Below are 13016 nucleotides of genomic sequence, written 5' to 3' on the forward strand. Positions count from 1 at the left end.
CTCGGAAGTCCCGGGCCGGTTTCTCCCGGGGCCTGTCCTGCCAGGGTCCTTCACCCATTCGGGTGACAGGACCCTGGCAGTGATCGCCGCTGAAGCGGACAATACGGGGCATGTCCCGCCGCCTCACGCTGCCCCGGCCCGCCCTCCGGGCGCCCACCCCTCCGGACCGTGCCGTCCGGGCCCACCGCTACCGCGTGCGGGGGGCCGCCCTGGCCGCCGGGGCGCTGCCGGTGTTCGCCTTCCCGGCCCCCGGGCTGGCCGCGCTCGCCTGGGTCGCCCTGGTGCCCGGCCTCCTGCTGATGCAGCGGGCGCCGAGCGCCCGGGAGGCCGCCGTCCGGGGCTGGTGGTTCGGCGCGGGGTTCATCCTCACCGGGATGTACTGGCTGATCCCCTCCATCGGCCCGGCGCTGCCGCTGCTCGCGGTGGTCTTCGGCGTGCTCCAGGCCGGGGTCGGCCTCGCCGTCCACCGGCTGCTGCACCCGCCGCTGACCGCCCGGCGCGCGCTGCTCGCCCTGGCCGTCGTCCCCGCGGTCTGGCTGACCACCGAGTACGCCCGCTCGTGGCACGCCCTCGGCGGCCCGTGGGCGCTGCTCGGCGCCACCCAGTGGCGGCACCCGGCCGTCCTGGCGCTGGCCTCGGCCGGCGGGATCTGGCTGGTCAGCGCGGCCGTGGTGGCCGTGAACACCGGTGTGCTGATCGTGCTGACCGCCACCGGGTGGCGGCCGCGCGCCCTGGCGGCGCTGGCCACCGTGCTGGTGCTGGCGGCCGGACCGCTGCTGTTCGCGCTGCGCGCCGCGCCCGCCGGCGCCGGAGCGGTCACCGTGGCCCTGGTCCAGCCCGGCATCGTCGAGGACCCGCAGGCCCGGTTCGAGGCGAGTGCCGCCGCCACCGCCGCCCTGGGCGGGCGGCCGGTCGACCTGATCGTCTGGGGCGAGAGCAGCACCACCGCCGACCTGGAGCGCGACCCGGCCGCCGCGGCCCGGCTGAGCCGGCTCTCCGCCGTCACCGGCGCCGAGATCCTGGCCGGGGAGGACGCCCGCAAGGCCGACGGGCGGATCTCCAAGGACGCGGTGCTGGTCTCCCCCGCCGGGACGGTCGACCGCTACCGCAAGATCCGGCTGGTGCCGTTCGGCGAGTACATCCCGCTGCGCCCGCTGCTGGGCTGGATCGCCGGCGTCAGCCGGGCGGCGGGCGAGAACCGGGCCCCGGGGAACGCGTTCCACGTCCTCCCCGCCACCGACCGCACGGGGGCGCCGCTACCGGTCGGGGCGCTGATCTGCTTCGAGTCGGCCTTCCCCGACATGTCCCGGACCGCCGCCCGGGACGGCGCCCGGGTGCTGGTCTACCAGTCCTCGACCTCGACCTTCCAGGACACCTGGGCGCCCGAGCAGCACGTCTCGCTGGCCGCCATCCGCGCCGCCGAGACCGGCCGGCCGGCCGTCCAGGCCTCGCTCACCGGGGTCTCGGCCGCCTTCGACGCGCAGGGCCGCGAGCTGGCCCGGTTCGGGACGGACCGCACCGGCGCGCTGACGGTGCGGCTGCCGCTCACCGCGCCGTCGACGCTGACCTGGTACGACCGGATCGGTGACGTGGTGCCGGCCGCCGCCCTGCTGGTGACGGCCGGGGCGGTGCTGGCCGCCGGGCGCGGCCGGGTGCGCCGGGCGGGGCGGTAGCGGGGGCGGCGCTGACGCTGGGCGGCGCGGGGCGGTAGCGGGGGCGGCGTTGACGCTGGGCGGCGCGGGGCGGTAGCGGGGGCGGCGTTGACGCTGGGCGGCGCGGGGCGGTAGCGGGGGCGGCGCGGGGCGGTAGCGGCGCGGGGCGGTAGCGGGGCGGGCCTCGTTCCACGCCCGGCCGGCGCGGAAGGCCGACCGGGTGGGCGGGTTCAGCCCTCCGCGCCCGCCAGGTGCACCGCGAAGGCCGCGCCCTGCGGGTCGCGCAGCACGGCGACCCGGGGCCCGTCCGGCATCGAGGTGGGCGGCAGCAGGACGTCGGCGCCCAGGTTCCCGGCCCGGAAGGCGGTGACGTCCACGTCCGCGACCGCGAAGTAGGGCAGCCAGTGCGGCGGCACCTGCGGCGGAAACCGGTCGTCCATCGTCAGCATGCCGCCGAAGTCGGCGCCGGCCAGGCCCCACTGGGGGTAGACCTCGGACGGGCGGACCGTCCAGCCGAACACCGCCGGGTAGAACGACCGGGCGCCGTCCGGGTCCCGGGTGAGCAGTTCCACCCAGCCGAGCGCGCCCGGGTCGTCGAGCACCTCCAGGCCCGCCAGCGCGTGGCCCTGCCAGAGCCCGAACACCGCGCCGGACGGGTCGGCGGCGATCACGAACCGGCCGAGACCGAGCGCCTCCGTCGGTCCGATGACGACGCTCCCGCCGGCCCCGGTGATCCGGGCGGCGGACGCGTCCGCGTCGTCGACCGCGAAGGAGACCGTCCAGGCCGTCGGCTGCCCCTCCCCGTAGAGCGGGGCGACGGCGGCGGCGATCCTGCCGTCCAGCTTCATGAAGGTGTAGTCGCCGGCCTCCGGCGGTGCGTCGAGGTCGGCGGCCCGCCAGCCGAACAGCTCGCCGTAGAACCGCTGGGCGCCCTCCGGGTCGGAGCTGCCGTGCTCCACCCAGCAGGGCCCGCCGACCGTCACCGTACGCTGCTTCATCCCGCCTGCTCCCAGCCGATGTCGAGGATCAGTTTGCCGCGCGCGTGCCCGGACTCCACCAGCGCCAGTGCCTCGGCCGCGTGGGCCATCGGCTGCCGGCCGGTGAGGTGCACGTCGAGCTCGCCGGTCGCCGCCAGCGCGGCGAGGGCGGCGAGGCTCGCCGCGGTGGTGGCGCGGGTGACGAAACGCCCCCCGAGCTCCGCGACGGTGCCCGGATCGACGGTGGAGACCAGCTTCGAGCGGTCGGCCAGCGTCTCGGCCGCGGCTCGCAGGTCGGCCCCGCCGACCAGGTCGAGGATGCCGTCCACACCGTCCGGGGCGGCCGCCGCGATCCGCTCCGCCACGCCGTCGCCGTACCGCACCTGCACCGCGCCCAGCGACTCCACGTAGCCGCGGTTGGCGTCGCTCGCCGTGCCGACGACCCGGATGCCCCGGCTGCGGGCGATCTGCGCGGCCACGCTGCCCACGCCGCCCGCGACGCCGAGGATCAGCAGCGTCTGCCCGGCTCCCACGCCGACGTCCCGGAGCCCGTCGTCGGCCGTCGCGGCCGCCACCGGGAGGGTCGCCGCCTCGGCGAACCCGAGCGCGGCGGGCTTGACCGCACTCATCGCCGCGAGCAGCAGGGTCTGCTCCGCGAAGGCGCCCGCCGCCGCGATCCCGAACACCTCGTCCCCGGGGGTGAACCCCGTGACGTCCGGGCCGATCCGCTCGACCACGCCCGCCGCCTCCTGGCCCAGCACGGCGGGCAGCTCGCGGTCCCGCCCGAGGAGTCCCCGGCGGATCTTCCAGTCCACCGGGTTCACCCCGGCCGCCCGGACGCTGACCGCCAGCTGGCCCGGGCCGGGCTCCAGCACCGGCCGGTCCAGGAACTCCTGAGTCTCCGGCCCGCCGTAGTCGACGAACCCGAACGCCTTGACCATCCTCGATCCACTCCTCCGCTGACCCCCTCCCCCGCCCCAGCATGCGGCCCGCCCCGGCCCCGGTCCGCCGCTGCTGCGCCGAACGGGCGTGCGGGGCGCCGGCGGGAGCCCGTGTGCGCGCCGATCGAGCGGTGCCGGGACCGGCCGCCGGGCGGCGCACCACCGTCACCATGCCGAGCGGGAGTTGACGCGTCGCGCCGCCGTCGGGTTGGTTGGGGTCGCCGACCGACCCCGCCGAACCGGGAGGGCCCATGACCACCCCCACCAGCGCCGACACCACCGCCACCGTCTTCCGCGACGTCCGGCCGCACGGCTCGGCCGCGCCCGTCGAGCTGATCGCCGCCGGCGGACTGCTGGTCGACCGGGTCCCCGAGGGCGCGCGGGTCGAGGTCGTGGAGGGCCGCGGACGGATCGCGCTGCCGACCCTGGTGGACGCGCACATCCACCCCGACAAGACCGCCTGGGGCGAACCCTGGTACAGCCGGCGCCCGGCGCGCGGCCTGCCGGAGTACGTCCGGGGCGACGTCGAGCTGTACGAGCACCAGCGCACCCCGCTCGCCGAGCGGGCCGAGCGGCTCCTCGCGCACGCGGTGACCCGGGGCACCCGGGCGGTGCGGGCCCATGTGGACGTGGCACCCGCGTACGGCCTGGCGGGCGTGGAGGGGCTGGTGGCCGCCCGGGAGCGACTGGGCGCGGCGCTGGACGTCCAGGTGGTGGCCTTCCCGCAGCACGGGGTGCGCCGGACGCCGGGCGCCGGGGCGCTGCTCGCGGAGGCGGCGGCGAGCGGGCTGATCGACGCGGTCGGCGGCATCGACCCGGCCGGGTTCGACGGAGCCGGGGGCGAGGGCTTCGCGGGCGAGGGGCCGTCGCAGCTCGACCAGGTCTTCGGCCTCGCCGAGCGGTACGGCCTCCCCCTCGACATCCACCTGCACGACACCGGCGAGCGCGGCCTCGCCCCGCTGCACGACATCGCCGCCCGGACGAAGGCCGCCGGGCTGCAGGGCAGGGTGGTGGTCAGCCACGCCTTCTGCGTGCCGGAGCTGTCCGGCGGCCCGCTCGACGCCCTGGCCGAGCTGCTGGCCGGGGCCGGCATCGGGCTCACCACCGTCGCACCGTCCGCCCACCAGGTGCTGCCCTTCCGGGAGTTGGCGGCGCACGGCGTGCGGGTCGGGCTCGGCTCGGACGGCGTGCGGGACTCCTGGAGCCCGTTCGGCAACGCCGACATGCTGCACCGGGCCCACCTGCTCGGCTGGACCACAGACGCGCGGACCGACGCGGAGCTCACCGAGTGCTTCGCCCTCGCGGCCGGCGGCGGCGCCGACCTGCTGGGCCTGCCCGCCGCCGACCTCGCCCCGGGTTCGCCGGCCGACTTCATGCTGGTGACGGGCGAGTGCCTGCCCCAGGTGGTGGTCGACCTGCCCGAGCGCGAACTGGTCGTCCGGGCCGGGCGGGTGGTGGCCCGGGACGGCCGCTTCCTGGGCTGACCCGGAGCCGACGCCCCCGGCTCCCGCTCCCGGGCCGTCAGCCCCGGTTGTGGTCCCCCGTCCGCCCGTCGATCAGCTCGCGCAGGATGTCCATGTGGCCCGCGTGCCGGGCGGTCTCGGTCGCCATGTGGATCAGCACCCAGCGCAGCGACACCTGGTCGCCGAACCAGGCCCGGCCCAGGTCGTCGAGCTCGAACTCCTCGATGACCTGGTCGGCACTGGCCCGGGCGCGGGCGTAGAAGGTCAGCAGATCGGCGGTGGACTCGTCCGGGCGCACCCGCAGGTCGGACTGCTCGTCCTCGGCGAGGTCGAACGGCAGCGGGCCGGTGTCCCGGCCGAACGTCCGGCAGAACCAGCCGAGTTCGACCCCGCCGAGGTGCTTGACCAGCCCCAGCAGCGTCGTCCCGGACGCCGTCATCGGCCGGCGCAGCTGCTCGTCGTCCAGCCCCTCCAGCTTCCACAGCACCGCGTCGCGGTGCCGGTCGAGCGCAACGAACAGACTCTCCTTCTCGGCCCCCTGGAAGGGCACACGCTTCGTCATGCGCGGACCCTAACAGGCGGCCGGGCCGATGGGACCGTCAACGTCCCATCGGCCCCGCCCAGTTCACCATGCGGCAGGGTTCACCGGGCGACCCGCTCCACGCCGGTCCACAGCTGCGCCTCGGCGACGCCGTCGGCCAGGAAGCGGGTGCGCAGGATCTCCGGCCCCGGCCGGGCCTCGTAGGGGTTGGACGGGAACCACTGGGTGTAGACGTCCCGCCACATCTCCTGGAGCGCCTGCGGGAACGCCCCGGTGACGGAGAAGACGGCCCAGGTCCCGGCCGGCACCTCCCGCACGTCCAGATCCTCCGGCACGACGACGTCCGCACCCGCCACCACCGCGTGGTAGTAGTCGAGTTCGACGCCCTCCTCCCGGCTGTCCGAGAAGAACTCGGTGACCGAGACGACGCCGTCCGGGTCCTGGTCCGAGAGGGCGGCGATCCGGTCGACGACCTCCGGTGCGATCCCCCGGATGAACGCCGCGATGGCCGGATTCACCCCCTCGTGGACGAGCGGGACCCGGGCCCGCCGACCGACCACCCGGAACCCGGGCTTCTCCACGATGCGGTATTCCATACTGCTGCTCCCTTCGACGACGAGTCGGAAGGACATCCGGGGCTGGGACCGCAGCACCACGCCGCCGCGCCGGGCCTCACCCGGTCCGACGCCGTGCATCGCCCGGAACGCCCGGGCGAACGCCTCCCCCGAGGTGTAGCCGTACCGGACCGCCACGTCGAGCAGCGTCCGCTCACCGGCCAGCACCTCGGCCCCGGCCACGGTCAGCCGCCGGCGCCGCACGTACTCCGACAACGGCATCCCGGCCAGCGCGGAGAACATCCGCCGGAAGTGGTACTCCGACGTCCGCGCGATCCGCGCCAGCTCACCCACGTCGATCACCCCGTCCAGATGCTCCTCGACGTACTCCATGGCCCGGTTGACCTGCTCCAGCACCCCGACCCCGTCCTTCCCTCTTACTGCCACCACCGTAGGAAGGACCCACCCTGCCGCACCCGACATCCTGTGCCCGCTCCGATCGGGTCCGGGAGTGGAACGGGCCGCGTAGTCGGAGACCCGCCCGCGCTGGACCTCCTTGCCCCCGGCCGGGACGTCGGTGTACTCGCCCAGGTGGCGGTGGAGCTCGGTCATGAAGGGTTGGCAGAACCGCGTGATCTCGGCATCCGCAATCACGCGTGAGGCGCCCCACGCGGGGACCCCGGTGGTCCCCCTCGCCATTGAGGGCATCGCACTGTCAGGCACGCCGAAGCGGCTTACGGACCGCTGTTGCGGAGGAGCGTCTTCCAGTGTCGACACCCGATGTCCGACCCCATCCACCTGATGAAACCCCTGTCCGATCCGCGACCGCCCCAGGATGCGCGGAAGGGGCGGTGGACACCCACGTGGATGTCCACCGCCCCTTCCGTGAGGCGTCCTACGGGCGGCTCACCGCCGGAGGCCGCGCCCCAGGAGCCCTCGAAGCCCCGAAAGGGCCGGGCGCCGTTCGGAAGCCCCGACCGAGAACCGGTCAGGAGCCGCCGAGATAGCGGGACTCCAGGTACACGGTCTGCTCCGCCTGTCCCCGGTCCTGGTCCGCCACCACGCTGAAGCGGCTCCCGGTGGAGGTCCTGAAGTCGACGAAGAGGTCGTAGGTCACGGCCTTGTCGAAGGACCAACCGAAGTCCCTCGTCTCCGCTTCGGAGTCGAACCCGGTCTTGTTCCCCTGGCCGGGGGTCCAGTGCACGGGGTGGGCGACGTCGACGGAGTGTGCGGAGAGGAAGCGGCCCACGCAGTCCTTCGGAGCCCGGAAGCTCAGGTTCAGGTTCTGGGCGGGGTACTTCGAGCTCCCGGAGAATCCGAGGCCCTGCAGGTCGCAGTCTGGCAGGTCCAGCCCGAACGCCTTCGTGACCGCTTCGAGGGTCTGCCCTTTCGGGCTACCCGGGTACGCCCTCGGATCCGGGTCCGCGGACGTGCAGCCGGCGGCCAGGGCTACGGCGGCGACCACGTTCACGGCCACCGCGGCCGTGCGTGGCGGCCGGCCGGGCCGGCGCGGTCCCACCGTGTTTCGTACACGCATGACTGTCCTTTCCCGGGCGGGGACCGTCCCGCGAGGAAGGCCTCGCGGGACGGTACCCGATCCGGATCGGGCGATCAACCAGTGGTGGTGTCGACGTGCCCGGTGGAGCTTCCCTGGACGGTGAAGTCGCGGGCGTACCCCTGGCTCGGAGCCATGGCCAGCAGCTTCACGTCGACCGGGATCCCCCAGACGTCGATCGGCGGCTTGTCCATGTCGAAGTTGTACTCCTTCTTCACGTCGAACCGGTAGTCGCCGGACAGCCGCACCTTGCCGGGGCTGACCACGGTCGCGGTCACGTCCCCGCTGACGCGGTACTGGATGGAGTGCAGGGCGAAGATGTGGTCCTTCGACCCCGGGTACTTGTAGGTGAACCCGAGCCAGTTGGAGTCGAGTTTCACGGTGCACGTGGTGCCGGCCCCGCCGGTGCACTTCTCCGCCGCGGACTGCGCGTACTTGGCGGCCCGCTCGTTCAGATCGGTCTGCATGGTCGGGTTGGTGTAGAGGTCGCGCATCTGGTCCGCCGAGAAGTTGAACGGCTTACCCGACTTCTTCTCCCAGTACTTGAACAGCTCGCAGGACATCGAACCGGCGTGACAGGCCCACAGCTCCGCGCCGCCGACGATCGTCAGCATCGGGTCCGGCTGGCCCTGGCTGCCGAGGTTGCGCCAGAACTTCTCCCAGCCGCTCGGCTCGTGGAACGGCGGGTGCTTCTTCGGGTCGTCCTCGTCACTGGTGTAGTCGTGACCGTCCGGGTCACCGACGGTGACCGTGCCCGGCGGGGGCGGCGTCGACGGCGGCTGGCTCTGCTGGGCGGCGCGGGCGCGCTCCTCGGCGGCGATCTTCTCGCCTGCGATGCGCATCGCGTCGGTGCCGGCCTGCGCCGCCTCCTGGGCGCTGCGGCCCGCGGCCAGCGCCGAGTTGCGGGCCTGGGCCGCGGAGCCGTAGGCGGAACTCGCGTACGAGGCCGCCTTGGAGGCGGAGTAGGACGCCCAGGCCGCCGACTTGGTGGCCGCCGAGGCATCGGCACGGGCCGACTTCTCGGCGTTCTTGGCCTGCTGCGCGGACGTCGCGGCCTGCTTGGCCGACTTGTCCGCCCGGTCGGAGGACTGGCGTGCCTGGTCCGCGTAGCCGTTGGCCTCGTCCGCGGAGCGACGAGCCTGGTCCGCGTATTTCTGGGCCTCATTGGCGGCGCCCTGGGCCGTCAGCGCCGCCGCGGTCGCGGTCGCGGCCGTCTCCTGGGCGACAGCGGCGCTGTTCGAGGCGTCGGCCACGATCCGCTGGATGTCGGCGGCGTGGACGGCGCTCTGTTGGTCCTGCTCGGCGGCCCGGTACTGGGCCACGGCCACGAAGTTGCGCAACTGCGTGGGTGCTCCGGCCAGTGCCACCTGGGCGGAGGCCGTCAGCTGGGCCCCGCCCCCCGCCGTCAGCGAGAGCGCCGTCACCCGGTCGTCCTCCTCACGGGCGCGGTACTGGTCGGTGTCCAGGAACTGGTGGAAGGCCGCGGGCGTGTTGGCGTCGATCGCCTTGCTGCCGGCCTCCTTGACGGCACGGCCGCCCTGGCTGATGATCCGCAGGATGTCGACCCGGTAGTCCTCCGCCATGGCCGCGTCCTGACCGCCGCCGAGGAAGGCCTGGATGTCCTGCGTCGAGCCGTTCAGCGCGGTGAGCGCCGCGGCGCGCAGCCGGGGGTTGGTCGACTCGCCGAGGTGGGCGACGCGGGACAGGTCGTCGTGGTCGGCGGCGAGGGCGCGGCGCTGCTTGAGCCACTCCAGCACGTCGCTGTCGGAGCCGGTGAGCGCGTCCTTGGCGGCCTGGCTGGTCCAGGGGCCACCATCGGCGTAGAGGCGGGCCGCGGCCTGACGGCCCATCCGTACGGCGGCCGACGGGTCGGTGCCAGGGGCCACGGCATCGATCAGCAGCTGCTTGGTCGCGGCGTCGACGCGCACCGCCTCGGCCCGGTCCTCGCGGTCCTGGGCACCCCGCTCGTCGTACTGCTTCCGCAGCTCCTGGGCCTGCTGGATCTTCTTGTCCTTTTCCGCCGCAAGCTGGGCGGCTTCCGCAGCGCGTGCGACCTCCTCGACCTGGCGGGCCGCGGCGGCGGCGTTGGACGCGGTCTCGGCCGCGGCGACGGCGGCCTGGGCGTGGAGGGTGGCCTGCTGTGCGTCGCCGGCCGCCTGACCGGCGTGTGCGGCGGCCTCGTCGGCCGCCTGGGCGGCGTTGTTGGCGTGGCGGGCGGCATCCTGAGCCGCTGCCTTGGCCTGCTGGGCTGCGGTGGCGGCGCGCCCGGCGAGAGCCTCCGCGGAGTTGGCCGCACTGGTCGCGGTCGCGGCGGCCGCACGTGCCTTGGCCGCGGCGGTCTTCGCCCGCTCGGCCTGGGCGCCGGCGGCCTGCGAGTACCCGCCGGCCCGGGCAGCGGCGTCGGCGGCCGCTGCCGCGTTCGCCCCCGCGCCGGCGGCGGACTTGGCCGCGTCAACCGCGTTGATCACGGCGGTCACCGCGTGGTCGACGGCGTCCGCGGCGCGCTGGGCGTCGGCGGCGGCGGCGCGGGCGACCTTGGCCGTGGCAGCCGCGTTGGCCGCCTGACCGGCGTCCCCGGCCGCCGCGTTGGCTGCCCGGTACGCCTGGGACGCAGCCTTGCCCGCGGCGGTCGCGGCCGCCGCGGCGGCGGAGGCGGCGCTGGCCGCCACCCTGGTCGCCGAGTGGGCCGCGTTGGCGGCCTCGATGGCGGTGGTCGCGGCCTGGGCGGCCTGGTTGGCGGCATCCGCGGCATCGCCCGCGGCCGCACTGGCCTTCTGGGCCGAGTCCTTGGCCGCCTCGGTCTCCTGGGCCGCACGCTCCGCGGCCGTCTTGGCCGCTGCGGCGGCGTTGACGGCGCGGGCCGAGGCCTGCTTCGCGGCCTCGGTCTCCTGCGCCGCCTGCTGGCCGGCCGTGCGCGCCTCCTCGGCGAGCTGGGAGACCGTCATCTTCTCCTGGTCACGGGCCCGGGCCACGTGCTGCCCGTTGCGCAGGAACTCCTTCACCTCCGTCGGGCCGTCCCTGAGCGCCTGCTGCGCGGCGCTGCGGACCTGGGGACCCCCGACGGCGATCAACCGCAGGGTGTCGACCCGGTCGTCCTCCTCTTGTGCCTGAGCCCGACCGCTGTCCAGGAACGTCTGGAGCGCCTCCAGGGAGCCGTCCTTGAGCGCGGCCTGCGCCGCGTCGCGCACGCCGCGCCCGTCCAGGTTGATGGAGGTCAGCACGGCTACCCGCAGGTCCTCCTTCCACGGCCCCTCGAAGCCCGTGGCGAGGAAGACGTGCAGTTCGTCGGGCGTGCCGCTGAGCGCCCTGCCGGCCGCCTCACGCACCCCCCGGCCACTGGTGTTGATCAGTTCCAGCGCGGCGACCCGTTCGTCCTCAGCCTGAAGGGGCTTCAAGCTACCGTCCAGGAAAGCCCTCACCTCCTGGTCCGATCCCAGCAGGGCCTTCTCCGCAGCCGACTTTGTGGCGCGACCGCCGTCGCGCCACGCGGTGAACACCTTCTCGCGGTCGCTCGGCGCGGCCGGCGCCGATGCCGGCGCCGATGCCTCTGCGGGCGCTGCCACCGCGGAGCCGTTCGTCATCCCCGCAAGCAGCGTGACGGCGCACAGCCCCGCCAGTGCCGCGCGCGTCCGCCATGGATTGCGCAGGACTTTGCCCACGCATTCGCTCCCCTTAATCCCCATGTCCCCTCGATGAAGTCGCCGTTCACCACCCAGAGCGGACCGCTACGGGCAGCGCGGTGTGGCGCGCCGATGCGCACGGTTCGGGACCATACATAGCGAGCGACACAGAAATCGACCCTTTACCTGCCGGGAGACTTCTTCCGGCCAGGTTGGCTGAAACCCGCCCTGGTGACAAAAGGGGGCATAGTCCCATTCATGGCAGCAAACGCAGCCTTTTGGTCGCCGAATTGGCTTCAACTACCGCGGTGCTGCAGTGATATGAATGACCTGCTTCAGAAGCGGTCGGTGCGAACAGCGCCGACTTCGACAGATTTCCGATACAGGGGGATTTCATGCGCAAGCGACACCGTCCCGTCATCGTCGGTGCCCTCGCCGCCTCGACGCTGCTCATCGGCATTTCCAGCGGGGTGGCGGCGGGTACCTCCGGTGGCACCGCCGCCGCAACTGCCACCGACACCCCGCCCCCGGCCGTGGAGGACTTCGGCTACCCCGGCGCCGAAAAGGTCCTCGCGGACCGCAACCTGGTCCTGAAGCGCGGCGACGGACACGTCGCACTCGCCGACTGCGTCGACGGGCAGAACCTGATCGAGGTGTGGGCGCGCGGCCGGGCGGACCGGGTCTGCTTCAAGGTCACCGGAGCGGGCGGTTTCCTCGAACTGGAACTGCCGAAGGTCGTCGGTATCCGCGGCAACGACTACACGACCCAGGCGACCGCAGTGGTCAAGGGCGCCGAGAAGACCTTCGACATCACCAAGAACGGTCCTGGGGACTACATTTGGACGCCGATCGGCGAAGCCTCGGACCCGGACCAGAACGACCACACATTGCTGCGGCTGGTCGCCCGCCGGTAACTCGGTCGGTTCTGTCCGGCAGCGGCCGGCCGAAGCCGCGTTTCCCGTCGCCCCCTGCCCTGCGAGGGCCGGAATGAGATCGCCCACGTTGCTCATTATTTCCCCGGCCCTCCCTGCCGGCCGTGGCGACAATCGTCGGCGGGCCGGGCAGCCGCTCCACGCGCCCACCGGTGACGGCAGGGACTGACGCCCACGCCGGCGAGCGCGACCGGCGGGGGGCCTGACCCGTCCGGTCGGCCTCCGCCCCCTGCGGGTCCCTGGCCGTCCGGACACCCGCGCCTACGGGGCCGGGGGCCCTGCCGGTCACTCCTCCCGCCGCGCACGCAGCCGACGTCGGCACCCTCCGGCCCGCACCGGTACCGCGGGGGCTCCCTGCGACCAACCCCGTACGACCCAGACCCTGGACGTTCCCAAGGACGGCTTCGCGGGCATCGGCGAGGGGCTCGGCCAGGCCTCGACCACTGTCGTCGAACTGCACGTCACCGGCTGACCACCCAGTCAGCGCATACGTCCACCTACAAGACCGAGGACAACCCACCCCATGCTTTCCAAGACCTCTGCCCGCCTCCGGGTGACGGGCGCTCTGGCCGCGACCACCGCCGTCGTCGGCGCGCTCGCCACCTTCTCCGCCGCGCCCGCCGGGGCCGTCGTCGGTGACCCGGCGTCGGACGGCGCGTACGCCTACACCGCCAAGCTCGCCATCGGCGACAACGTCCGCGCCTGCACCGGCGCTCTCGTCGACCGCAACTGGATCATCACCGCCGCCAGCTGCTTCGCCGACGACCCCGCCCAGCCCCAG

The 13016-nt window shown here is 74.2% G+C and carries 10 protein-coding genes and 1 pseudogene; 4 read left to right on the forward strand and 7 right to left on the reverse strand.

What is annotated here, in order from left to right; translation table 11 throughout:
* Nucleotides 1–110 precede the first annotated feature (110 nt).
* The gene (lnt, locus tag ABZ497_RS20050) at nucleotides 111–1673 is read left to right on the forward strand and encodes an apolipoprotein N-acyltransferase (protein WP_359806982.1); all 1563 of its coding nucleotides are present in this window, start codon (nucleotides 111–113) and stop codon (nucleotides 1671–1673) included.
* A gap of 209 nt (nucleotides 1674–1882) precedes the next feature.
* Here the strand turns inward: lnt and ABZ497_RS20055 are convergent, their stop codons facing one another.
* Nucleotides 1883–2650, reverse strand: coding sequence for a VOC family protein (locus ABZ497_RS20055; RefSeq protein ID WP_359806985.1), 768 nt, complete (start codon nucleotides 2648–2650; stop codon nucleotides 1883–1885).
* Nucleotides 2647–3570, reverse strand: coding sequence for an NADP-dependent oxidoreductase (locus ABZ497_RS20060; RefSeq protein WP_359806987.1), 924 nt, complete (start codon nucleotides 3568–3570; stop codon nucleotides 2647–2649). Before ABZ497_RS20060 ends, ABZ497_RS20055 begins: the two co-directional genes overlap by 4 nt.
* Nucleotides 3571–3821: 251 nt before the next feature.
* Between ABZ497_RS20060 and ABZ497_RS20065 the strand changes: the two genes are divergently transcribed.
* A complete protein-coding gene (locus ABZ497_RS20065) occupies nucleotides 3822–5054 on the forward strand; it encodes an amidohydrolase (protein ID WP_359806990.1) in 1233 nt (410 codons plus the stop codon).
* A gap of 37 nt (nucleotides 5055–5091) precedes the next feature.
* Here ABZ497_RS20065 and ABZ497_RS20070 read toward each other — a convergent pair whose 3' ends face one another.
* The 5 genes and pseudogenes from ABZ497_RS20070 to ABZ497_RS20090 form a co-directional block, all read right to left on the reverse strand.
* Nucleotides 5092–5595 (reverse strand): DinB family protein, encoded by a 504-nt coding sequence (locus ABZ497_RS20070; protein ID WP_352292511.1) that lies wholly within the window; start codon nucleotides 5593–5595, stop codon nucleotides 5092–5094.
* 80 nt (nucleotides 5596–5675) lie between these two features.
* On the reverse strand, nucleotides 5676–6545 hold the full coding sequence (locus tag ABZ497_RS20075; RefSeq protein ID WP_359807005.1) for an AraC family transcriptional regulator: 870 nt from the start codon (nucleotides 6543–6545) through the stop codon (nucleotides 5676–5678).
* Between the two features lie 571 nt (nucleotides 6546–7116).
* Entirely contained in the window at nucleotides 7117–7665 is a 549-nt protein-coding gene (locus ABZ497_RS20080) for a hypothetical protein (RefSeq protein WP_359806993.1), read from the reverse strand.
* A gap of 74 nt (nucleotides 7666–7739) precedes the next feature.
* Nucleotides 7740–11078 carry a chemotaxis protein gene (locus ABZ497_RS20085; protein WP_359807008.1) on the reverse strand — a complete coding sequence of 1113 codons (3339 nt, stop codon included), beginning with the start codon at nucleotides 11076–11078 and terminating at the stop codon, nucleotides 7740–7742.
* Nucleotides 11079–11096: 18 nt separating this feature from the next.
* Nucleotides 11097–11366, reverse strand: a pseudogene (locus tag ABZ497_RS20090) (ALF repeat-containing protein); the annotation flags it as partial.
* 332 nt (nucleotides 11367–11698) lie between these two features.
* Between ABZ497_RS20090 and ABZ497_RS20095 the strand changes: the two are divergent.
* Nucleotides 11699–12217 (forward strand): hypothetical protein, encoded by a 519-nt coding sequence (locus ABZ497_RS20095; protein ID WP_359806996.1) that lies wholly within the window; start codon nucleotides 11699–11701, stop codon nucleotides 12215–12217.
* 541 nt (nucleotides 12218–12758) lie between these two features.
* Nucleotides 12759–13016: trypsin-like serine protease (locus ABZ497_RS20100; RefSeq protein ID WP_359806998.1), on the forward strand; the 258-nt coding region annotated here is incomplete at its 3' end.

The sequence above is a fragment of the Kitasatospora sp. NPDC005751 genome (assembly GCF_040630835.1).
Taxonomy (GTDB): Bacteria; Actinomycetota; Actinomycetes; order Streptomycetales; family Streptomycetaceae; genus Kitasatospora.